Below are 25972 nucleotides of genomic sequence, written 5' to 3'. Positions count from 1 at the left end.
AGAAGATTTAAATGTGATCTAGTAAATCTTTAACATCTTTAGGAACCCTATTACGATACATAGTCAGAAAAAATTTCAATTTCTTTTTCTTACTCTCGTCCACTATCGTATCAACTAAATTAAGAAGACCCTGATATTTTTTATTTGTAATAATAAATGTTTTTGTACTTTCTATTTTTAAATATGCTAGTATTAAATCTGACCAATTTATTTCTAAATTGTCATCTATCCCATTTCCTACAAATTCAACACTCCATACACCTGGTGTATATAACCTTTCACCTTCACTCACATTATGATCACTTACACTTCGGCTTAAAACATAAGGAAATTTATCAATTTCTTTTTTCAATAAAGGAAGAGGGTAATCAGCCGGTATATTCAATCTCCCCTGTATATTCATTTTTTTATCCTTAAAAACGGTTATATTCTCTCCATTAATTATAAAGGGGACTTCATATTCAATAACGCTATGCTGGTTAGCTTTTCTATCTACGTATAAATTCAACATTTTCCCCTCATGATTTTTTATGTAAAACGTGTGAAATCCTTGCTCCAAATTTGAAACATCTACTATTTCTTTACATTTCCCGTATTGTTTTGATGTCATATCAGGACTTATATGGACCACTGTAAAATCATTCTTTCGAAATATCTGAAAGGTAATAGCCATACTACACATACTAGAATAAATCATATATGCATAGTCCTTCCTTCCATACATAGACGGTGTTAATAAATCTAAATAATAAAATGGATTCTGTAATCTATACCCTGTTTCTCTATAAAATGAGCTGATTAATCTATCATCCATCACCTCAGGTAACTGTATCCTATAGGCAAGCCATCCATTTTTAGACTTCAACTCTTGTACCATTATCTTCTCGGGAAATATGATTGTTCGTTTTGCCACAACATAAAACACATCACTTATCGTTACAGATTCTTGCTCTACTCGAACAAATTCACCATGAATAAAACGGAAGATATATATTCCTCTTGTAAAACCAATGATTTTTATTGGCCAATGTAATTCTAATTTCTTAGCGGCTTCCTTATCATCTATATCAAAATGGTATGAATCCCTTGGTGAAACTTTCATTTTATTATTGTCAGAATCATGCCTAAGCTTCATAGCTGAAATTTGAGACCCCATTTCAAGACACGTCACATTAAAATATAGCTGGAAATCCTCAAACATACTTGTAAGTCCCCTTCTTATTTTAGGAAACCTAGCATAAAAATCCCAATCATCTTCATTCTCTTCAAATGTTATATATGGGATGCGCATTTTAGTTGCATAGTCATTAAAACTATCAAAATTCCCTAAACCTTGTACATATAAATCACAATATTCCCTCTTCTGACGACCTCTATGACGAAAATGAGCCGATTGTCTTACTCCCTCTGCCTTCGTTACTTCTTCCCTACAGCAAGGGCATGTATATCCATTAATGCCCTTATGAGCATCTTTCGCATGAACAAGATTACCAACTCTATCAAACGCTTTTTTCATTATTATCACCACGTAATATAAAAGTCTTTACATTATTGTAAAGACTTTTTGAATAGGTTGTCCACCATATTATCCAATATAATACATTTAAATTGATCAATATATATATCTGCGATTATCCCGCAGATTATGAACTCCAATAAGTAAAAACAGTTCATAACGTCTCACTTGTTCCATACAAAAATAAACTTGGTTCCTACCCATTAATCCCCTCGTATCTAAGCACTATTCCCTAACATTTAACACTTCTAAAACTTCCCTAAACAACACCGAACCCCTACCAACAACCAACTCCAAAGGAACTTCCTTAACTCGCCCATCTCTCCCCACCATAACAACCCCATTCTCATAATCAACCCAAATCTGAACATCCTGCACATAATAACTCTTAATAGAAGATGCCTCGTCTAAATTACGATGATCCAGCTCAACCTTAACTTGCTTCGTAAAACGACGCAGCGTTTTCCAAAGAGTTCGTTCTTCTTTTGATTTCATGAAGAGTTCTGGGAGTTCTTGTACTTCTTTTAATAACGACATAGTTGTTATGGTGTATGTTTGAATTCCATATCCTACTGGACGGATGAGATAGTCTAGTTTTTTCCATGGCTCTAGTTCGAAATGTACATACTCATCGTTTTGTTGCATTTGAATGTGTTTGATTTTTGCTACGTATTGAATTCCGCCATTTTCTCCGTGCCATTTTTTCGGTGCATATAATGCTATGTACTTTGCTTCTTGCCATCCTGGTTTTAGCTGTGTGACTGGTAACTGATATAAGCCTTCTTTCCTATATGTTTCATAGTCACTTTCAGTTTTCACGCTACCCACTAATACTTTTTCTTCTAGTGAGGAATGCCATTCTTCTTTTGTTCCTCTTGGGAGGATACCTTCTCTTATAATTTCTTCTGGGCTTTTTTCAATGAGATGGTCTAGAAATTGTTCGACTAGTCTTGTTGAGTTTGGTAAGAACGGGAAGCCACCGATATTTACTTTTTCTATACTTTTATAAAATGGATGGTTCTCGTATGCTTCCTCTTGGTTCCACGGGAATAATACGTACGCTCCGTAAGCTGTCCGCTCAAAAGGCCCCTCTTGTTCCACTACTAATGCATCTCTGTAACGATGCATTGTATTAATGTCTTCTTCCATTGGACCAGGGGTGCCATATTTCCTTTTATAATGAGATCTTTCAGCAAAATCAATTCGGTATTTCGCATCAAAAATGTATTGATATTGATAGTTCTTTCCCTTTTTCTCAATAGCGAGCATCGTATCCGGTTTTTGTGTAACTGTTGGCAGTCTACCGTTTCTTTTCTGGAAATAAAGTTCTATTACTTCATCAGTGACTGGATGTTTGAACGTTCTTTTCGCAGTTTTACTTTCATCAAGCGTTACGTATAAACCATCTTGTTTAACTTGAATAACGTCTTGATGGAGCGGTATATATTTTTTAGATAGAATTTGTCCAAGTTTTAAATACGTCCAGTATTCATATAACCTTGCAACATCCTTTACCGACATTTTAAAAATTTGTCCTCGTAATGTTAAACCTCGCGATAGCATTAAGAAAATTTGATACGCATCTCTATAGCCTGCTGCCATTTGAATAACGAGTGAGAAGACTGAGCGATCCAATTTTCCGATTTCTCTCCAAAATGGATCGTTCAATTCATTTTTCATTCGATACTTCATATTTTTTACACGTTCCAGCAAATCTTCATCGGTTTCACCACGTGTATATCTAGACTTTTCCTCTAGCGCTTTAAGTAAATCATCGATTTTATGTATAACTCTTTGAATCATCCATTTAACAAATCGATTTTCCAGCGTATCATAAGAAACTCCCTTATAAGCTGTAATGCCTTTAGTCGGTATATTGTTTTCTCCTTGCAGCAAGTGTGGTCGCTTTCGCAAATAGTTCATTCCGACAGAATCCAATTTACGAATTTTTTCTCCTCGTACAAGTTGATGCCTAGTCATAAGCGTATGATGCGGTTGTCTTTTAATATGAGAGATCGACTTCATAAATCGCTCAAAGGAATCACTTAAAATACGATAAAACTCACTCTTCGATGGATTGGTAGCGTAAATTGCAGATGCTCCTAAGTAAGTTCTCTTTAGTAAATGAAACGCTAAATTATAAATTTCATCATTTACTTCATCTAATAAGGCTCTGTAATCATCCTTATAATCAAGTTTTGCCGGGAAAACTTCAAATGTAACAGTTAATAAAGTATCTTGATCATCTTTAATTTCAAACGTAGTATTTCCTACTTCATTCGGAAACGAAAGATTTCCCATTAACACATGAAGTGATCCCATTTGAATGGAACTAACTTGCTTTCGAAATCCCGGATGTTCATGGTAAAAGGACAGCTTGTTGTTATTTTTCGAAACAACAACAAGCTGATAACTTCTATTTTCAAAAAAGATTGGTGGATGTTCATTCCATTCATCCAGCCCCTGCAACCTTGCATCAAATACAGAAACGGATTCCGTCTTCCCATCTACATGAAAATACATCATTTCATCTGCGTTCATAGCGTGATATTCTTTTAAACTCTCATATTTTTCATGATAAGGATTTCCTTTAATCGTCAATGATAGCTCCTCTGTTTCAATCTTAACTAGCTCTATCTCATTATTAGATCCAGAAAGAGGTGAAACCATCATACTCGAACCTCCTTAACATATGAGACAGCTTGTTAGCAGAACGAGGATACTTAACATATGAATCCTCATTGTTGCCACTATCATATTCTTCATTTGTACATAATACATACAACTGTTTTAATACCTCTTCTGTTCTTCCATCACTTCCTGCAAGACGCGGTAAAATCTTTTGATATATTTGATAATCAAGCGCTTCATCGAACGCTAATAACTTCCCTTGTTCGTTATATGCCATATAGAAGCAAATTTCATCTCGTATACGATACCCAACTTGAGCTCCAACTGATTCAAGTATTTTATTTATTTTTATTAAAACGTTCGATATATTTCTCACAAGATCTTCGTTTTCTTTAAAGCATTCTTTTAGATGAAGATACTCGGTTTCTAAAGAGCGATTTGAAGCAACTTCAGCTTCCTTCTCTTCCATGTCCATTAAGAAATTAAAATAATCTAAGTTAACGGTATTAAATTCAATTGTATTCGCACGATCTAATACTTTTTTACTTAACGGATGTGTCGTTTCGTCCATGTTTACCGTTCCGATAATATATACATTTGATGGGATCGTAATGTGCTTATTCGTAATTGATTCTGGAAGTACTGGTGGCGTAACAATTTTTCCATCTTTCCATTTACGGCTCTCAATTACACTTAAAAAATCACTAAAGTAGTATTCCACTCGAGCTAAATTCATCTCATCCAATACTACAAAATAAGGTCTGTTTGGATTTGCCTCTGCGTTTTCAAGAACTTTAATTAACGGTCTTTCTTGAAACTCTCCTTGAAGATTCACATAACCGAGTAAATCAGAGCTATCACTCCAATCGGGTCGAACCGGAATAAGCGTAAATTGTCCATTCTCTTCCGTAGCCCCTAAACTCTCCGCAAACCACTGCACAATTTTCGTTTTTCCTGTACCTGAAATACCTGACAAAATCACAAACGGCTTCGTCTTTAATGAAAGGAAGAAATTAATAAGATCCTTTTTCTCATAATAAAAACCTTTACTTTGAATATAAGAAGACACATGATCAATAATGGATTGCTGATCTAAATACATTTCTTTCCTTTCATAAATCATTTCATACTTCGTTCCTTCCTCTTTATAAGCAATAAATCCCTCATAATAGCGAAGCATTTCTTCTAGGTCCTCTACTAACTCACCTTCACTTGGCATTTTATTAACATCGTACGCAATATAAGCTGCTGTTGAATTCGCATATCCTTTCGCTTTTGGGCTTGTCCCTAGGAAAATCTCATCATCTTTTTTCATCTTTTGGGACATATGTATTTGTTCACGAATCTCTTCTTTAATTTTTTGCATCTCTTCTTTAGTCGTTTCTGTTACACCTTGTCCAATGGTCAAATACAATCGTTGCATATCTTCACTAAATAAATAGACGATATAATAACCTCTCTGTGTCGATGTTGTAATATCTCTATGCATTAGCGCAATCCACGGAACTGTTGCCCAATTCCCTTTTCCAACTGACCCTATCACACTGTACTGCTTCTCATTTATAAATGGTAAACGAATAATCTCTGTTGCTATATCATTTCGGACTGTTAATCCTAACTTATGTCCTGCAAATTTTTCTGTTTTTGCATCCAAATATTCTTTCATTATCTTTAAAAAGCCTTCACGTAAACTACTACTCATATTACCGCCCTTTTCTTCACTCTTTTTTATGTATTGTTCAGATGGAATCCATTCATTATTAATCAGCCCTACTTGTTCAAGCCAATCTAGTAAATTATTCGTACGCCGCCTCGCTACTGATTCAACCATCAAATTATCTCCTAATGAATTTCGGACAATCGTCATTCCAAAATCAACTAGAGCTTCTTTCTTTTTACCCTTTGAATATTTTTCTAGCAATCCAAGAACAAATAAAGCATGTCGGAAATATTCTTGTTTTAAAACTAGCTGTGCGATGTAAGCATTCTTATCCTTCGATTGAACATATTCACTTAATAGAAGTTTATTCATTTCATGGGATTCATTCAAAAAGCCCAACAATCTTAAATCCTGGCGCGCGCGTGACTTCCTACTATATAAATTTTCATCCGTTTGTTCACGTAACGTACTTGGATTATATGTACCATTTATTATCTCTTCTAAAAAGAGCATGACTTTATCATATTTTTCACTTGGTAGGTTATCGGTTTTGAAGTCTTCAAATGCAATTGCACTTTCTCCATTAATTTTTGTTACCTTTACAAAAGGTAATTCTGCAAATAGCGATATAAGAAAGGCATTTCGCTCCTCTTCCCGTACAAAATCGTCAACATTAATTAATTGAACATTTATTAAATCTCGCCAAAATTGTTGGATCTCTTCCTCATTCACACTAAATTCTAAATCCAACTCTTCTTCTATTCCAATTTCCCTTTCTACATGTACTTCATTATTTTTTATCGTCGTAATCCAATTACATTTACTATCAATGATATGAGTAATTCGCTGTTTTACTTTAATAAATCCAATCATTATTTTATCTAGCATCTTTATCCCCCATAGCTACAATTAATTACAATTACTGTTATTTTATCAAACTATCAACAAGTAAAAAACATATGAATAAAACGATATCATTTATTTAATATATCCACCAAAAAAATTATTACATTACATTTGCCACATCACAATGCATTCCGTAAAATGATGATATGCATGGGAAGGAGTTATAATATGCCGACTTTTCAATATGGAACTACAGCTATTGAATATGACATCGAATATGCCGACGATAAAAAGGATGTATCTATTATTGTTGAATGGATGGAAGATATTCGGCTCATCGTCCCGACAGGTATTACTAATGAGCAAGTTGAGGAAATTATACGGAAGAAAGCACCTACTATCTTTCAAAAAATGAAAGAAGTTAATGAAATAATTGCTCCTCCTTTGCCAAAGGAATTTGTCAGTGGTGAAAAATTTTCTTATTTAGGACGAAATTATCGATTAAAAGTATATAGAGAAGAAGATCTAAAGAAATCACAGTTAAACTTTGTACGTGGAAAATTTATCGCAAGCGTTCCAGCCGGGATAGACGAGACTGAAAAAAGGAGACAATTACTGGGGTTGTTTAAAACTTGGTACCTTGAACACGGTATAGCTAAGGTAGAATCACGTTTACAGCTATACTGCGCTAAGATGGGCGTTTCACCTAATGATGTACAACTAAAAGAGCAAAGAATGCGTTGGGGGACTTGTACATCTGAGGGGAATATCTATTTGAATTGGCGAATTGTCATGTCACCAATGTCCATTGTAGATTACGTACTCGTGCATGAATTAGCACATTTAAAATATATGAATCACAATAATGACTATTGGAATTTTGTACGTTCTATCTTGCCAGATTATGAACAGCGTAAAGAGTGGCTACGTGTAAACGGTCCTACTTTAACATTGGAATAATATCAAAAGCCATCTCATTTGAGATGGCTTTTGATATTATCATTTTATTTCTTATAATGTACTGTCGCTAAATCTATCAATTGCTGTGTTAAGCTCTCCAATTTTTCTTTTGGACAAGTACTTACACGCAGTTGTTTCTTAATCTTCTTTCGCATTTCACGTTTCACATCTTCTTTATTCGTCCATTCCACTATATGTGCTTCTTGCTGAATAACATCCGTTATAAGATGAGTTAACGCTTTTAAATCCTCTGCATCATCATATGGAGGCATTTCTTTCTCCAACATTTGATAAAAAGGATATTGCTCACGAGTAAAACCGTGTTCTTCTCCCTTTTGTGCTGCTTGTCGCATATCATTTACCATATTACGATATTCTTCCAACAACTCGTCGATATCCATCTGTCGATCCTTACGCCTTTGAAGTAGTTCTTCAAGTCGCTCTTTTAAAGATGTATAGTAAACTGGATTTTCTTCCATTTTAACTCGTATTTCATGGCGAATCGCATGCTCCATTTCAGCCGCTTTACCTTCCGGTGTCTTCGTTTCATCTATTTGTTTTTCAAATCGATTTGAAAGAATATCAATTGGTTCGTGAACAACAGCAATTCCTACTGCGGCAAGATGCTCTTCTATAAGTTGTTTCACCTTTTCTCCACAGTCACTAATATCCATCTCATCAACACGATAACGAGACTTTGCTGCTTGTCGTACTTTACCTAGAAACTTTAAATCCACTATGTAATCATGTGCCTTAGGGCTAGGCATTACCATATCCATACTTTCTGAAAAACGTTTAAATGCTGTGTCAAATTCATTTCGTACGTCTTCTGGTTCTAGCACCTGTAAGCACGCTTCTAGATTATCTGTCGAGATATAGTCGAAAAAGCGCATAGCAGAACGATGACGAGATTGTAACCTTGGTATTTCAGTATCAATATTTTGTAAAGCCCCTTGTACATCTTCTTTATTGAAAATAGCAAGTGCTTGTTCTAGAAATCTGGAAACACCGTAATAATCGACAATTAATCCATAAGTCTTTTTATCATATGTACGATTTGTACGAGCAATAGCTTGCAAAAGATTATGTTCTTTAATTGGCTTGTCTAAATACATAACTTGTTCGATTGGAGCATCAAAACCTGTCAGTAGCTTATCACAGACAATTAAGAAACTTAGATTATCCTCTGACATTGGCTTTTTGAAACGAGCAATTATATCTTTTTCTTCATCTTTTGATAAATGATGTTTTTGGAGATGCTCCTCATCATTATGGCTTGCTGACATAATAACTTTTGATTCATAATTACTTAATTCATCCAACATCTCTTTATACATAACTGCCGCTTCACGGCTAATCGCTACAATTTGTGCCTTGAAGCCATTTGGCTGAATATGTTTTTCATAATGCTCAATCATATCTAGCACAATACGCTTAATTCGTTTTTGAGATGAAATAATTGCTTGTTCGGTTGCATATTTCTTTTTAATACGCTCTCGATCTTCTTCACTGTACTCACGGAATTGTCGATCAAACAATTCGTCTAATGAATCTCCCTGCACATGCAACTCGGGCATTCTTCCTTCATAAAAAATCGGTAATGTTGCCCCATCTTCTACTGCTTGTTCAATTGTATACTTATCAATATATGGTCCAAATGTACGATTTGTACTTTTATCTTCCTTATCAATCGGTGTACCGGTAAATGCTAAATAACAAGCATTCGGCATAGCGCTTTTCATTGTAGTCGCTAATCCACCATATTGAGAACGGTGAGATTCATCAATCATGACAAAAATATTTTCTGCAGTAGATAAGTTCTTGAATTCTTTTGTCTCCGCATCCTCTTGGAATTTTTGTACCAATGTCATAATGGTAGAACCTGTACCTTGTCCAAGCAACTGTCTTAATTGTGCGACTGACTCTGCCTGTTGCGGATTTGGGAAACCACATCGACGGAACGTATTTGTAATTTGATCATCCAAGTCTTTGCGGTCTGTAACCACAACAATAGTAGGATTCTTAAGTTCCTTAACTTGTCTTAGCTTTACCGCAAGATAAACCATCGTTAAAGATTTCCCACTTCCTTGCGTATGCCAAACAACACCGCCACGTTGCGTCTTGTCTTCTGCACGTAAAATACGGTCAATTGCCTTATTTACTGCACGGAACTGCTGATAGCGAGCAAGCTTTTTAATTGTCCGACCATCTACTGGCTCATATACAATAAAATTACGAATTAAATCTAGTAAATTCTCTTTTGTTAACATTCCTGCCGTTAAAATATCTTGTGGTGTTGGAGAAACACCTAATTCTGCAACAGTTCTCGGATATGGGGCTTTCCATTCCCCATAGTGCTGTACTTTTGCCCCTATCGTTCCTGCTTTTGCACGATCATTACTCGTTACAATCATAAATTGATTGTAGTGAAATAGCTGCTCATGTTTTTTTTGATATCGGTGTAACTGACGTACACCTTCACCAATTTGTTCATCTGGAGATAGCATTGGGCTCTTACATTCAACAATAACAAGCGGTAACCCATTAACAAAAATAACTAAATCAGGACGAATATTTCCTTTTGCGTTACTAATCGTAAACTGATCTACTACAAGGAACTCATTATTTTCAGGTCTTTCGAAATCAATGAATTTTACTGTTTGGTTCTTTTTTCCTTTACCAAGGTCTTGTTGGACAGAAATCATGTTTACTATCATTTCGTGGAATTTTTGATTTGCTTCCATTAAACTACTTGATTCAATATGAGTGATAGATCGCATGACCTTTGCAAGGTTTGTATCGGAAAGCCAAGGGTTTAGTCGCAAGATAGCTTTACTTAAGCGTTCTTTTAATATGATTTCACCTCTTGATTCTCGTTCTGAATCAAGAGAAGGACCATGAAAATGTTCATAGTCCAGTTTTTTCAATTGTGTAATCATGCGGTTTTCAACAAGCTGTTTCTCATTCCATTTAGCAGAGTAAGTCATACTTGTTTCACCTCAGGTTCATCGACCTTTACACGGATTTTTCCTGTAAGGAGCGACTGCATAAGCCCCGCTTTCACTTGTTTAAACTGCTCATGCTTTTGGTGTTCATTTTTTATTTTTTTGTCTACGTTTATAAAAATATCTACAATTTTTCTCTGCTCTTCCAAAGGTGGGGTTGATATAACAAATTTCCGCAGGTTTCCTACTAAAACATTTGGCTGTGAACTAGAAGTATTGTACTTTATTATTTGCTTTAGTGTAATATCACTCATAAGGAAATAAGCTATATAGTCAGGTTCTAACTTGTCATGTCCTGTGATCTTAGCTATATTTTGGTTAATATGATATTTGTTAGCTTCTCTTATCACCGCAGCTTTACCAATAGTACCAACACAAGGGAAGACTACATCTCCTTCAAATAGTTTAGAACGAATTAACCGCTCAGACAGAGATTCACTAATACGTTCAACTTCTTCAAGTCGGACTAATTCATTGTTTCCAATGTTAAATCCTCGCAAAGAAATTATTTCACCATTCTCTCTTGTTTCCCATAAGTCTGAATACTCTGCACCTGCTAAACGTGTGATACTAGTAACTTCACCCAACTCATGTACTTCCCACTCCTCAGGAATCTCCCCAATCTCTGTTTTCTTAAACTTTGTATGTCCAACCCCCCTTGTAAAAAGTTGCTGCATTAATCCCTTTTTCACTTCTTCTGTTTGCTCAATAATAGCTTCTGTTTTTTCAATAGCATCATCAACTGAGGTAAGGATGTGTGCAATTTTTTGTTGTTCCTCTATACATTTAGGTATTAACACTTTCAAGCTATTCAAGCTTTTTTTTGTGATATGTGGTTGAGCACTTCCAACTTTTACTTTTCGAATAAATTCCTCTAATACTTTTCCCCTTAATAATTGAATCCAATATTTATTACATATGCCCTCATTTTTTGGGCGTAAAATAAGCATTGCAGAATTAATACGCACATTTTTAAATGGTACTGATTCATCATACAGAGATATATTTCCTATTGTACCTCTTGATGTCATTACAATATCATTTCTAACTAACTTCCCATTTCTTAAAGAATTATCTTTCTCATTACTAATAAACTTTCTTTTTTTAAAAGAGAACCCTTTCTTTGTAACGTTCTTGGTATCTAAAAATAAGCAATGTCCATTTGATAAGAAATCATTTTCATTTGGATAGTTTTTCCCCCTATCACCGTCAATTGCTTGAAAGACATCCTCAATTTTGACATATTCCCATCCTTCAGGAATTTCCTTACCTTTTGTAGCCTTAATTTTACTCACCAAAACCCAACTCCTTTAAGTAACTATACATCGTTACTTCAATTTCTTCCCTTTTTTGCTCCAGTTGGCGGAGTTTGGCTATTGCATCTTCTACATCAATATGCTCCTCTGCCTCAGTTGTATTAATGTAACGAGCGATGTTCAGGTTATATTCGTTTTCTTTTATTTCACCAAGTAATACTACACGGCAATACTTCTCTTGCTCTTCCCACTTGTCATAAGCACTAACAATCTTTTCAATGTCTTGGTCACGAAGAACGTTCTGATTCTTTCCGTCTTGATAGTCGTTTGCACCGTTTAAGAAGAATACTTTACCCTTTTTATGTTCCTCTTTGTTTCGATTTAGCAGTAAGATGCACGCAGGGATACCAGTACCGTAGAAAAGATTTGAAGGTAAACCAATAACCGCTTCAACTAAGTCCTCTTCGATAATTCCCGTACGAATCTTTCCTTCTGTCCCACCACGGAATAACACACCATGCGGCATAACTACTCCAGCTTTTCCTTCATGATTTAATGTAGCAATCATATGCTGTATAAATGCATAATCACCTGCGTTTTTTGGAGGTAATCCAAAACGAAAACGACCATATTCATCACTTTCTGCCTCTTCACGTCCCCAATTCTTTAAACTAAAAGGCGGATTAGCAATAACACGATCATAAAGAACAAGTTCGCCTTCCTCTAGTAACTTAGGTTCACGAATTGTATCTCCTTTTTCAATGCGTGGGTCGCTTAATCCGTGTAATAATAGGTTCATCTTACAAATTGCCCATGTATTAAGGTTTCTTTCCTGTCCATGCAGAATAAGATTACGATAGTCTCCTCCTTTTTCTTTAATGTAATCCACAGATTGAATAAGCATTCCGCCAGATCCTGCTGTCGGGTCATACACACGCATTCCTTCTTCTGGTTTAATCAATTTCACAATAAGTTCTACTACTTCACTTGGCGTATAGAACTCCCCACCTTTTTTCCCTGCATCATCTGCAAACTGCTTAATAAGATACTCATATGCACGACCAAGCATATCGGGCTCTGATAAGCTCGCATTGCTTAAATCGATTTTAGAGAAATGTTGAATCAGTTGTAATAATAGACTATCCGGCAACTTCTCTTTATCATTGAAATCGATGTTTGCTAGTACCCCTTGTAGTGATACGTTTTCTTCTTCTAGTTTCTCGAATGCTTTATTAATGGCGTCACCAATATCTTGTGTTTTAGAACGAATATCTTCCCATCTTGCACCTTCTGGAACAAAGAACTGATGCTCATCACGGTCAGTCCAACCGTAGTCATCTCCTTCTTCCTCTTCTATACGCTTGGCTGTTTCTACAAATACATCATTCAAACGTTTTAGGAATAGTAACCCAAATATGTAGTTCTTATAATCGGAAGAATCAATACTCCCTCGCATTATATTCGCCGATTCCCACAGATGGGATTCCAATTGTTGTAATATTAATTTTTCCATGTGCTTTCCTCCATTTGGATCATATCTATTTTCATGTATGTTTTTAAACAAGGTTATTTATCCACTACTATAACAAAATAACCTCATTACGACTAATGTCCCTCCTAAAACGGAACCCCCTCAACCAACTCCAAAACATACCCCGCCATCAACTTCTCCAGTTCTTCCTCCCTACCAGAATGTAAGGAATACTCCCCACTCTCCAGTTTGATCGCAACGCTTGAGAAAGGTCCTTCAATTAGAAAGCGAAATCCAGCATCTGCATATTTTTCTGCTTCAGCGAACATTTCTCTTTCTTCTGTTAGTTGTTTTGTTTTGTTGTAGATGAGTGATTGTAAAATTGTTTTTTCGTATGTTGTGAATGTGTAGGCTTGGCATAATTCGATTCCTTTATAGGATTCATCTATTCTACCTAGTCGTTCTCCTACACATGCACATAGTGTGAAGAAGGAGCTGTGTTGTTCAAATATATGTTTTGTTCGTAAGTCTTTAAAGAATGGTAAGTACTCTTTGCGTACTTTGACACGTAATGATGTTTTAGTTTCTTCCATATAACTCCCTCCTTCTTATGAATGTTGCGGGATGAACATTGGATGTTCGATAATTTTTGTAACGCTCGGTTCGACGCTGCGAAGTTCGTAATATTTGCCCCAGCATCCTTTTTCTAAGAACATGGCTCTTTCGCGATCACCGAATTCTCTATCTGTTACGAGTAGTATCCATTGTGAACATACTTCTGGTAAGAAGCTTAATAAGTTCAGTTCATGTTTTGAAGATAAGCGACCGAACGGCGTGTCCATGAATAACGGCATTTCTAAGGAAGCATGTCCGCCTGCAACTTGTGCTAGTGCGGTAATAAAGCTTAAAGATAATACTTGTCGCTGTCCTTGTGAAATATTCGCTAGGAAAGAGTGACCGTAGCTGTTTAATACTTCTAATGAATAATCCTTTTTAATTCTTACTTCTTGAATATTCATATTCCCGCTATCATCTAATAGCTGCTGAAGATTATCTGTTGTTACTTTTTCTAAGTCAGCAATAATAATCTTTTCAAATTCTTTTATCATTTGATTAATTGCTTTTACAGCTTTCCCTGTTTCTTCTTGCTTTTTAGCAAGCTTCGCGTGTACGCCACTTTTCACTTTTAGATCGCGCAGAGCTAGTTCTAATTGCTCTTCTTTACGTTCAAGCTCTTCTATGCTTTCGCGCAATTGTTTCATATGCACATCTAACTGTACTTGTTGTTTGTGTACATCATTTCGCTCTTTATTTAAAGTAGCTAAATCTTCAATACCTGTATCTGACAGTTGTTTATTTAAGCTTTCAACTTGTTGGCGAATCGTTTCTAATTCGTACTCTTTTTTACTCACTTCATCAAGTTTATATTTTAAGTCGTTTTCTTTATCTTCAAGGAAACCGATTAATTGTATAACGTTTGTTAGTAGTTCATAAAAGGCTTTCTTTTCAACGTTACGAATTGCGACTTTCTCTAGTCTCATAATGGATTCATACTCTTTAGAGCCTTCTTGCAGAGCAGTACCACACATACATTTTAAATCGCTTAGTAAGTTTTGAATGAACTCTAAACCGATATCCATTTTTTCTGTTTGATAATCGAGTACGATCTCTAGCTTTGTTTTAACAGAATGAAGAATATCTTTCGCTAATAATAAAGATAACGTGTTGTTAAAACCGACTAAATGTTGCATCGCAGCTCGCTGTTCGAGTTGCTTCGTTTGAAGAAGTTCTTCTTGTTGTTTTAATTCTTTAATTTTCTGTGCTTCTTCCTGGAATTGTTCTAATTGCGTAGTAAGATGATCCAAACGTTGTTCAGCTTTATCTAACTGTACGCCAGTTGTTTCTAGTTCTAGCTTAGCCTTTTCTTTCGCTTCATCATTTTCTAGTTTTTCTTTTAACTTCTTTTGATAATCACCAGAAGAATGTTTTTGTAATTCTTTTAGCACTTGTTTATCAAGAGCTTGTAACACTTCTTGTGATTTAAGCAAATCATCAATTTTCAATAAGTTTTTTATACCTTTTGCGATTTCTTTACGTTGCTGTTCTGACGCTCTTGTAAGGCGCTCGATACGTTCTCCGTCAAAGAAGAAATAGTTTTTTACACGCTCATCTAATATTTCATTTACAAATTGCTGAATTTCTTCTTTATCTGTAATAATACTTCCGTTCGTTACATTCTTTAATTCAGCAGCATGTAATCGCTCAATTTTTTCACCTTTATCATTTTGCACCGCAAATATGGAACGACTAATAGAAAATTCATTTTGATTATGAAGAAAATCAATCGTTACTGTACAAGTAACACCTTTTTTCTCACCATCATAATCTTCTTGCAATGCTTTTGTATTCGTTAAAACAATATCGTCTTTTCCATCAGCATCTTGATCTAAATACATATCTCCATATAAACCGAAGAGAAGACCGCGGTAAATACCTGTTTTACCGCGACCGTTTTCACCTAAAATGACTGTAACAAGCCCTTCATTATCTACTCCTGCAAACGTAATGCTTTGCGTGTCGTAAAACTGTCTAAAATGATGAAAGGTGATTTTTTGAATTAGCATGCTTTACACCTCCTGTATGTCACACTTATATTAAACTATCAATATCTCTATCTAACTTTTTCACTAAAGCTTGTGTAGATAATTTTTTACGCGTACTCACTAACTCTACCGTCTTCAGCACAATTTTTTTCGTTATCTCTTCTTCTTTTTGTAAATACGGTTCAATTTTTTCTTTTAAGTCCTGCTGCAACTTTTACACCTCCACTAAGTGCTTAGAGATAAGCTCATCACCTATTTGAACGAAAGGAGCTTTTCCTTCGGCTAGTAACGTTTCTGTCTCAAATAGCAACTCTCCATCCGCTGAGAATCCGTATTGCATTAGCTTTTTCTTTACATCGCGCATTTTCGCTGATCCACCAAATTCTTTTGCTAATACATATTGGATAAAATCTGTCTCTGATTGAATAGAGCTTGTACGAGGTACGATAATTATTCCCCTTGAACCTAGTAAAATAAACTCTTCATCTCGTTTTAAACAATCTACGAATAAATCAACTGTCCAAGATAAACCTCCATCTAATTCTGGAAGATTTTCAGATAGACATTGTTCTACCAATATAAAGTTTTTATCATTTATTTGCTGTTCTCTCGCTAATACATCTAATACCGCATTTTTTAACATAAGTTGCTTTTCTACATTCCATCCAATTGTCATTTCGTGTACATACTCAGCATACTGGCCTCTCGTGTAGTAAAAAATTCGATCAGAGAGCTGTAGTGTAATATCCAGAGCGTTTTCACGGGCACCTAGTTCATTGACAAGCCAATCCATTACCTCTTCTCTTGAAACCTCGTATCCTTGCTCTAGAATATAATCTTCTACTAAAGTTCTAATACTAGCAGTTTCTAACTCACTTCCAATTTTCACGATGTGTGGGTAACGCGGCAGCATAAAATGCTCTACACACTTAGAACGAAGTAAATAATAGAGTAAGTAATTTGTATGAATGCCATTTGCAATGCAGTATGATTCAAACTCTTTAAATATGCCATTAATTTGAAACTGCGGAATTTCTTCTAATTTTTCATTTATGCGCTTTATGATCGGATCAAATATATGAACTGGCATTTGCTCATAAAATTCTAGTAATGTGTATTCTCCATAATTACTCTGAATAATATCTTGTGTACTAGATAAAGTGAAGTCCACCGTAAATGGCTTCCAACCACGATTTACCATAAACTCATCTCTTAATTCTTTCGTGCTCACTTCATGCCCTTTACTTCTAATGAAATCTCGAAGTAAATCTGCATTTCTTATACTTCCTGTGTCCCCTATTTGAATAATTTTCGGGAACTTTGGCAATGCAATATAGTTAGAACCATAATGTCTTAATAATGTGTACAACGCATATTCTGTTGGAACATTATTTTCTAGTAGTACGTCTTCATATTGATCAAACAAGTATGTAACTGTAATAACCGGTTTCTTCTCTAATTTGTCAGCTGCTTCTTTTGCAATTACCTCGATTAATTCTATATTCGGCTTAACGAAGCTACTGTGAATATAAATACCTCTGCCCCATAAATAAATCGTGTCTGAAGCTTCATCTCTCGTACAAATAGCAGGAAAATCTCTTTCTCCATAGAATGAATTCGGCATTATTTCATTCGCCTTCTCATTTAGCATCTCATACTCTTTATACACTTCAGCACCACTCGGAAACTGTCTCAATACAATCTCAGCTACATCAATCTTCTTCGCTTTTGCTAATACATATTGATTTTGATCTGTCTGGCGCATCATTTCATTACAAGTATTCCTGACAATAAAAGGAGACACCCCTAATTCCACTGCAACATTCTCTATCATTTCCTCATATTGCTCTTCTTCTAACAATTTCCCTTTTAATCGTTCAGAGAAAATATTAGAAATTTGTCTATCAAAATCTTGTAACTCAGCTTTCGTTAACGTAGTGAAAAATTGATTATCAAAACAAAGGTATATATCCTCTAACTCTAGCATTTCTAAAATTAAGTACTCACAAAAAGTGTTCCCGGAAAGAATGTCATTTCCCATAAAGTTTCTGCTAGCTTCTAATCTATTTTGGAATAATTGAAACCATACTTCCGCTTTCATTCTAATCCTTCCAACTGAATTTTTAACGATTTGTCGGATTCTTTCACGCGTTACATCATGATTTTGCGCTGTTTCTTCTAATGTTGGGCGCTTTCCATTTAATGTTCCTTCATACCGTTCACGCATAATCGCAAGAGCTTTCTCATTTATCTTCAGCTTAGTATGAATGCTTCCTGTTTCTATCATTTCTTGCAGCATTTCTTTTAACTGATCTGTTTCGTACTGTACTCTCTCTTCTGGCGTCATAGTCGCGTAAAAACTTTCTTCCTGTTCCCTCTTCTCAGCAACTTCTACTTTTTCTTTTAGGTGCTGTAAGAATCTCTTCACAGCTGACTCGCCAACACCTTGAAACTTTCTCAGCTCCTGTAAATCAAGAGGAAGTTGTTTATACTGACGAATACCAGCTTCATGCAATTTTTCTATAAGCGATGGACAACTTAAATAATCACCGTACTCTAAAGATTCTTCCTGTAAAGAAGACGGAATCGCTACTCGCTCTCCTTTTAATAGTACTTCTTCTCCTTGTGTTCCCTTCGGTTCAACGATTACTTCTACTTCTTCAAGTTTCCCGAGCTGCCCAAGTTGCTTAAAGAATTTTTCAATTACTTTAGGGCCAACCCCTTGCATTCCTTCTCTTAATGGAAGTAGGTCTTTCGAAAGCTCTCCTATCGTATGGACACCAAATTTACTCTTTAATTGACTTATAAAATTATTACAACCTGTAATTAATTCAGTTGTAATAATTGTATCTTTCATATCAATAGGGATGGTTAGGCATTCTGTTCCTAAACAAACCACAATTCCAGCCTCATTTTGCAAATCTTCTTCGATTTCGTTCTGTATATTCTCTTCTACGCCACTACTGGGACTGTCGTCATCTGCACCAGACTCCTCCTGCTTTAAACATCCTAAGAATTCATCAAATGCTTCAGCTGTAAGCCAGCGAACTGCAAACACTGGCAGTCCATGTAATTGCTTTATGTTTCGTACACCAAATTTAGCAAATAACTCTGTTAAGTGTTGTGGAAGCTTCTCGCTTAATGCTTCATTTTGTGTAGCATTAATTTCTATTAATACTCGTTCTTGTTCATGAGGCAAGTTTACAAGCTTCGCTAAATTCCCTTGATACTCACAACCTAAAAACCATAACTGAACTGCTAAATCATAAAAAGCTTGTTTATCTATTCGATACCAATCACGTAAATGATCTTCTTTTATCTCTCCAAAAGTGTCTAAATGAAAATGTTCACCAAATGTATAAACTGGGCTCCCTTCATATTCATTCATACGCAATTCAAATAATCGAGAAGGAACTATCAACTGCTGATCATTCACTTCTCTTTTTTCTACTACTTGTTGCACGACTTCTTTTTCTTTTTCTTTTTCTTGCTCAATTTCTTTCGGCACATCCACTTGCTCCGGTTCTTCTACTTCCTTTTTAGGAACACTTTCCTTTTTCTTAGGACCATCACTATGATTCCCCATTAAAAACCAAGCTGGCTTACGCTTTGTCACGCGACCACCTTTAGCTGTGTAACGGAAATAAATTTCACGTGGCTTTAATGGATCTAATAGCTCTTTTAATTCCCAACCACCAATTAACCAAAGAGATCCTCCAGCAGAACGTTTATCAATGATTTCTATATCATGACTTTGCAAATAGCTCATTAAATCAAAGTCTTCTTCTAAAATTTCCGTATCAGCTGTTTCTGCTTTTTCAGGCGTTTTTTCTTTCATAACCGGCTCTTGTTCTTCTTCCTTTACAGGCACCTTTTCCTCAACCACCGGCTCCTGTTCTGCTTCCTTTACAGGTATCTCTTCTTCAACCATCGGCTCTTGTTCTTTTTGCTCAGTTACAACTTGTATGACTTCTTTCTCTTTTTGTTGTACCTGTGTTAACTTGAGTAATGTCTCCTGCATTTCACGGAACTTCGCTTCAAGTGTTTTTTCTAGGCTTTTCTCCACTGTTTCTGCTACAGTTTGTTTAATATCATCTGTATTAACCGTCTGCTCTACAATAGCTTTCGGGCTTGCATATGCCGGCGCCTTAAAATTAACATCTTCGTATAATTCCATGAACCAAACTGCCAAGTCATATGTAAGTTTATGAGCTTTTAATGCATCTTCTACACTTCCGAAATTCGCTTCATGAACTGCTTTATTCCCCATCTTGCGAATCCATTCAAATCGGAAATGCATTTCTTCATTTAAAATTCCTTCTCGATACAACTTATGTATCACTTCAACGTGCTTCATTTCGTAATATACATTAATATCTTCCATTTCCATTACATACTTTGCTAGCTTCTCCGCAAAAAGCCTCGCCTTTGATAACGCAGAAGGAACATCGTTATACACCTGCTTTTCTAACGCTTCTGCAACATCAGCCAATTTCTTATACTTCGGCTGTAAAAAAGAAAATAAAAATTCGTTGCTCATATACTCTATCCTTTCTATTTAAATATAATTGTTAATTCTTTATATACTTATAAAGGAAAGTCTAATTTCAAGGACCATAGACTAAAACTATAATTATCGTAATTAAATGTATCTACTATCCTTTTACATTCTATTCGATTATAACATTAAAACCAGCACTAATAGCGTCACTTTCAGCCGTATATTCTTCCAAAAATATAACAATTTATTTTACCAATATTTTAATATGATAATAAACACATTATCAACCATACATCTCCAACAACTTCCTTCCCTCCTCAACAACCTCTTCCCTCAAGCCCCTGGGCTCCAACACCTTAACCGAAGCACCCATCCCCAAAATCCACTTCTTAACCGACTCTTTCCCGCTCATCGTCGCGCGGAAAAGGATACTGCCATCATCATAATGTTCTATTTTTTGATTCTCTCCCCAAATGGATTCTGGTACGGATACGGCGAATGGTGGATAGATTAGTAACTCTACTTCTAACGGTTCTTTCATAATGCCGAATTTTGGAAATTCTTCCCTAATATCGAAATTAGCAGGTATTTTATATGTATCATACAAAGTTTTAATATCTTTCATTCGAGATAGTTTAAACATACGTTTTTCTTTTTTATCGTTACACAGGGCTAGGCAATAAAAGAATTCATTGTAGTGTACAAAGCCGTATGGATCGATAATTCGTTCTGATCTTTCACCAGACCGTTTCTCATACTGTATTTTCACCTTACTTCTTGTAAATAACGCTTCTTGTAGTCGTACATATTTTTGGTTTTCATTCGAAAATGCATAGTTTGGCTTCGATCTTTGCACAAAATAAATATGACGCTCTTTATTCGTTTCCACTTTCCGAACGGCATTCAGTTTATCTAATGCTACTTGTGCGTCTCGTGAATAAATGTCATTACCTTTTGAAACTAGTTTTTGAATAGAGAATGTTAACGCATCTAGCTCTTGTTGAGACATATTTTTAATAGGAAATAACGATGTATTTGAAAGGGAGTAGCCACCGTATCTGCCTTTCGTTGTTTCAATTTTAATACCTGCCATTTCAATATCATCACGATAAATGCGGACCATCCGCTCTTTCACTTCTAATAACTCTGCCAGTTCACTAATTCTCATTTTCCCTCTCGCATGCAGGAGCTCAATCATGTATAGACAGTTACTTAATTTACTCATATAATTCCTCGTTTCTATTCATCCATCCTCATTTAAGTATAAAAGAATAGAACTATCTTTTAAATTATTTCTATAATTACTTCTAAAAAATCAATATATTACCCCAAAATGCACACTAGCACACCCCTGACATACACCATCCCTATCAAGATGTTCTGGCAAAGTCTTTGTATCACAAAACTGACACTGCTGATACCGCCTTTTTCTAAAATCAGCCACAATAATAATACTCTCTTTAATCTCCACCGCTTTCTCACTGTCACTTAATTCCTCTAGATGTTCCCATAATAATATGTGATGCGTAAACCGTGTCATATCTGGTACGACAGGACTATTCCATACCAATCTATAAAACCCTATTTCTAATCCTTTTTCTCCCGCACGAATAAACATGTTTGGATCAAAATCCAACCCTCGAACTGCGAACTCGACATCTAGTTCTTTCAACTCACAACGCTCTAATTGTTTTAATATAAATTGTTGTATCTGTGTTGTTGCTAATTTCATTAATGACTAATCTCCTTTATTACATTAAAACAATTGCCAAGTACATCCCTCTGCACTTGGCAATGCTTTTTAAATATGAACTTCCTCTTTAGCGATATCTGTTAACATTTGAATAACATTTTGACAGTCCGTATCATTAAATAACTCGTTCATAGCCTGTATAACAACATCTTCATCCGACCAATTACTTATATTACTTGTATTTGTGTAAATCCTTGTATACGACGCTTCTGGCCTTTTCGCTGCCGCGCTTATTTTTCTCCCTTTACTTTCAATCCTTGTTAATAGTGCTAATCTCTTTTGTGATTCTAGTGGTCCAATTTCTAGCGTCAGTTTCAATCTATTATCCTTCAAACGTTCAAACCACATAATTGCACAGTTATTTAACCACCAATTCCATTTCGGTGTTCCAAATTGTTCTTCTAGTTTGCGAAACTCCGGCATAATAAATGATGGTAATCGGTGATGAATATTATAAAAACCTTCTTGGAACTTTTGTTCATGGGCGAATAATTGAAAAGCATTAGCTAAAGTATCCGCGTCTGTTTGACTACTCTCTACCGCAACAATTTCAGAAGAAGAATCTTCTTCTCCGTATACAAGCCCTTTTATAGTATCGCCTATAGCCGCCACCACTTGATTAAAATCAGCATTGTTATACATATCATTCATCACACGGAGAATTTCATCTTGATCTGCCCAATCACTTATATTTTCATATCCAGCATAAATTCTTGTATACATGGATCCAGCTTCTTTTGATTTTTCTTTAATAGTAATTCCATTTTCCTCTAACTTGCATAATAACTTTAATCTCTGCTTGTATTCCAATGGCCCAACTTCAACGATAAGTTTCATGCGCCCATCTGCTTTTCTCTCAAACCAAGTTATAAGAGCATTGTTTAGCCACCACTCATAATTAGGAACACCAACAATCTCATCAAGCTGTTTCCATTCTTCGAAAATGAAAGATGGAATGCGAATATGTTCATGGTAACAATCTTCTGGCATTTGATTTTTCTCTACAAATTGTAAAAATGCCTCTCTCATAACGCTATTTCCAGCTCCATGTATAAAGTGGAGCGTTTCAGCATACTTCTTATAAATTTTGCGAAGATCTTCTTTTTCTTCAACACTCAATTTCTTTACAGCGCTTAACAACTCTTTATTCACAAACTTTCCAACTACTTTTCCGTTACCATTTAAACATAAAAAATCAACAGCGGCCTTATGGCTCTTATACACTGTTAATGCTAGTTCAATGTCTTCCTCATCACGAACTAGTTCTCCTTCTAATATATCAATATAGTAGGAAAGAAAATCTTTTATCGTACTAGACGTATACTCACTATAAATTTCTAATTGCCCTTTCAAGATATTTAATACATCCCCATAGTCTAAAGTGAAATAGTCTTTATGACTTGGAGCACTACCATCTAAACTTAGAAATATTGAAATGATAGTATACCCTTCATATTTCTCACTAACAAAGTTTATGTAATTTTGTAATTGTCCATCTGACTCAGATGACTTATATTTATTTTCAATCAAAATAGCAACCTTTTGCGCCTCTGATATTGCCAAAATATCAATTCGTTTATTATTTTTCGTTTGCACTTCGCGGAACACTTCCAAATCTTGAAGGGACTGCTTATGTAACTTAATAAAATTATATTGACCAATTAACTCCTCATTCTCCACTTTTACAAACGTTTTAGAAAGGATCTTATTTACAAACATAGAACCTAAGTGATGATTTTCCATAGGATCCAGTAGCCAAGCAATCATATTAGAATGTCTAATCTCAAATTTATCTACCTTCAATATTTTAAAAGGGTTAAAACGATTAAACTTACTATGTAACTTCTCAAACTCAATTGAATTATCTAGCAATGATAAAATCTCAAAATTATAATCCATTCCCAACACCGCCGTTTATAAATTTGTGAATCAATTCTCCTGAATAATCATTTTAATAAATTGTTATAAGTAAATTATAGTTTGTAATGTGGTAGTATTTATGTCATATATATTTTTTCAACTAAACCAATAGAAAAGGAATCTCTTATCCCCTTAAATATAGGTGCAATAAGTGATCCCTTTATCAAAAATACATACTTATTCACTTCAAACAAACTTCATTTACGATGTCTTCCACCAACATCAATTTAATACATTATTTAATTCATAAAAAAATCGTCAATATCACTCTCTGTTAATAAAATCTCTTCATGCGTCACACTATGTGCTTTAGCTAATTTTATACTATTTTCAAATTGAACATTAGACAATGAGCCACAATCAAACGCAAAATCCTGCAAACGATTTAGTTCTTCGTATTCTTGATAAATTCGATTAAGTATTAATCGATATTCTTCTTCCACCCCTGAAATAGCTTGGTGATATATATCTCTAACCTTCTCTGCACTCATCGTTATCTGATACTTTATTAATTGGAATGCCTCTCCAATACCTCGTAATATATTTTGAAAATTATCTATTACATATACAAGTGTCACAGAAACAATCCCAGTCAGTATTCCTCCAAACACACCAGCTATTAAATCAGCAAACGGGGAAAAAGGAGTTGTTTTTAAGTAAACAGAAAATGCCTCGGTTAAAATAACACCTACAGAACCTACTATAGCTGTTGTAAAGATTTTAGACGCTTCAACCACGGCCTCTTTCGTCGACATTCCTTTTGGAGGTGCAACTAACAATTTAAAGGCATTAATTAAAGCATGTAAACCATCATTCAATATTCTAGCAATATTCTTTGCTGTTGTGGCAAACGTATTAATAAATATCGTCACTATATTAGCGATAAATCCGCCAATAAAGCCCTCTCCGAATGCCACCAATATATCTTTAGCCTTTGATAATACTCTTTTACTAACTCTACCGCATACATTCTTAAACTCTGCAATTTTATTTTTTATTGTTTTATACGCTTTGAAATTTTCGAAATACCCTTTCAATTCCGCCATAAGCGCCAATTGAAATTCATAAATTAGCAAACCTATAGCCTGTTTTTTCCCCATATTATAACCTTGATCTACACCTGTCGATATAACATTTTTTGTATAATATGAAACTTTTGCATTTTTTACCGTATCACTAACGTGTTTATTTGCTTCTTTATTCTTTTCACTGGCAGTGTCACGATTGACTTCATAATGCTCAGCATTAGTTTTATCAGGATTTTTTCTATTTTCCATATTCATCCAATCATCTAAATCTTTATCATTTTTTGATTGATTCAAACTTGAATTCGTCCAAGCTAAATTTTCTTCTGATGTAGCCATCTTATTACGTTCTTCATCATTCATATACAATCTCGCTTCATCATTACTATGTATTGATTTAGCCGATACTACATGATCAAGGTGCGTACTTCCATCCTTTGATAGCTGTTTCCCTGTATAATCATCGTATATAGAGTCACTCATTTGAAATTTTCTCTTTCGCTTTTGCGGAAAATCCTTCTCATAATTTTTCCGATTAAAGGACTCTTTATAACGCCCGGCATCTGCCTCATTTGAGAATACATCATTCTGGGCATTATGCAACGTCGTTACATTTCCGCCATCCTTAAAGCTATCAAAATATGGACCTAATCCAAATTGTTTAATAATAGTAGTTAACATTACCCCTTTATATTCTTCAACTAATTTCTCTATATGCCCTTGCTCAACTTTATAAGCATCTACTGTTGCAAATTCTCGTAAATCACCCTCTAGCAACACCTTCATATCCACTGGATGAACCCCCATATTTCCCTCTGAAAATTT

At 35.1% G+C, this 25972-nt stretch carries 15 protein-coding genes; 1 reads left to right on the top strand and 14 read right to left on the bottom strand.

Annotation, left to right across the window (positions count from 1 at the left end):
• Positions 1 to 7: 7 nt before the first annotated feature.
• The 3 genes from J0835_RS04925 to J0835_RS04915 form a co-directional block, all read right to left on the bottom strand.
• Positions 8 to 1516 carry a hypothetical protein gene (locus J0835_RS04925; protein ID WP_087979622.1) on the bottom strand — a complete coding sequence of 503 codons (1509 nt, stop codon included), beginning with the start codon at positions 1514 to 1516 and terminating at the stop codon, positions 8 to 10.
• Between the two features lie 225 nt (positions 1517 to 1741).
• Positions 1742 to 4186: a restriction endonuclease-like protein gene (locus tag J0835_RS04920; protein ID WP_140386689.1), complete on the bottom strand. Its 2445-nt coding sequence runs from the start codon at positions 4184 to 4186 to the stop codon at positions 1742 to 1744.
• Positions 4161 to 6695: an MrcB family domain-containing protein gene (locus J0835_RS04915; protein WP_087979620.1), complete on the bottom strand. Its 2535-nt coding sequence runs from the start codon at positions 6693 to 6695 to the stop codon at positions 4161 to 4163. The genes J0835_RS04920 and J0835_RS04915 overlap by 26 nt, the downstream gene beginning before the upstream one ends.
• A 186-nt stretch (positions 6696 to 6881) precedes the next feature.
• Here J0835_RS04915 and J0835_RS04910 point away from each other — a divergent pair, with 186 nt between their 5' ends.
• A complete protein-coding gene (locus J0835_RS04910) occupies positions 6882 to 7613 on the top strand; it encodes a M48 family metallopeptidase (RefSeq protein WP_087979619.1) in 732 nt (243 codons plus the stop codon).
• 44 nt (positions 7614 to 7657) lie between these two features.
• On the opposite strand, the gene J0835_RS04905 is transcribed toward J0835_RS04910, so the two are convergent.
• The 11 genes from J0835_RS04905 to J0835_RS04855 form a co-directional block, all read right to left on the bottom strand.
• Positions 7658 to 10600 carry a type I restriction endonuclease subunit R gene (locus J0835_RS04905; RefSeq protein ID WP_087979618.1) on the bottom strand — a complete coding sequence of 981 codons (2943 nt, stop codon included), beginning with the start codon at positions 10598 to 10600 and terminating at the stop codon, positions 7658 to 7660.
• A complete protein-coding gene (locus J0835_RS04900) occupies positions 10597 to 11913 on the bottom strand; it encodes a restriction endonuclease subunit S (RefSeq protein WP_176373320.1) in 1317 nt (438 codons plus the stop codon). Before J0835_RS04900 ends, J0835_RS04905 begins: the two co-directional genes overlap by 4 nt.
• On the bottom strand, positions 11906 to 13387 hold the full coding sequence (locus J0835_RS04895; protein WP_087979616.1) for a type I restriction-modification system subunit M: 1482 nt from the start codon (positions 13385 to 13387) through the stop codon (positions 11906 to 11908). The genes J0835_RS04900 and J0835_RS04895 overlap by 8 nt, the downstream gene beginning before the upstream one ends.
• Positions 13388 to 13491: 104 nt before the next feature.
• The gene (locus tag J0835_RS04890; RefSeq protein WP_000393174.1) at positions 13492 to 13938 is read right to left on the bottom strand and encodes a hypothetical protein; all 447 of its coding nucleotides are present in this window, start codon (positions 13936 to 13938) and stop codon (positions 13492 to 13494) included.
• A 15-nt stretch (positions 13939 to 13953) separates the two neighbouring features.
• Positions 13954 to 15969: an AAA family ATPase gene (locus tag J0835_RS04885; RefSeq protein WP_087979615.1), complete on the bottom strand. Its 2016-nt coding sequence runs from the start codon at positions 15967 to 15969 to the stop codon at positions 13954 to 13956.
• A 25-nt stretch (positions 15970 to 15994) separates the two neighbouring features.
• The gene (locus J0835_RS04880) at positions 15995 to 16159 is read right to left on the bottom strand and encodes a hypothetical protein (protein WP_176373319.1); all 165 of its coding nucleotides are present in this window, start codon (positions 16157 to 16159) and stop codon (positions 15995 to 15997) included.
• A gap of 3 nt (positions 16160 to 16162) precedes the next feature.
• Positions 16163 to 20488, bottom strand: coding sequence for a sigma factor-like helix-turn-helix DNA-binding protein (locus J0835_RS04875; RefSeq protein WP_087979614.1), 4326 nt, complete (start codon positions 20486 to 20488; stop codon positions 16163 to 16165).
• A gap of 244 nt (positions 20489 to 20732) precedes the next feature.
• Positions 20733 to 21674, bottom strand: coding sequence for a helix-turn-helix transcriptional regulator (locus J0835_RS04870; protein ID WP_087979613.1), 942 nt, complete (start codon positions 21672 to 21674; stop codon positions 20733 to 20735).
• Positions 21675 to 21764: 90 nt separating this feature from the next.
• Positions 21765 to 22181, bottom strand: a complete 417-nt coding sequence (locus J0835_RS04865) for a hypothetical protein (protein ID WP_087979612.1) — start codon at positions 22179 to 22181, stop codon at positions 21765 to 21767.
• 69 nt (positions 22182 to 22250) lie between these two features.
• Entirely contained in the window at positions 22251 to 24101 is a 1851-nt protein-coding gene (locus J0835_RS04860; protein WP_087979694.1) for a PDDEXK-like family protein, read from the bottom strand.
• Positions 24102 to 24361: 260 nt separating this feature from the next.
• A complete protein-coding gene (locus tag J0835_RS04855) occupies positions 24362 to 25933 on the bottom strand; it encodes a hypothetical protein (RefSeq protein ID WP_242250114.1) in 1572 nt (523 codons plus the stop codon).
• Between the last annotated feature and the right edge of the window lie 39 nt (positions 25934 to 25972).

Source organism: Bacillus cereus group sp. Sample62 (genome assembly GCF_036851315.1).
GTDB lineage: Bacteria > Bacillota > Bacilli > Bacillales > Bacillaceae_G > Bacillus_A > Bacillus_A wiedmannii.
This window is presented reverse-complemented; position numbering and strand designations above follow the sequence as displayed.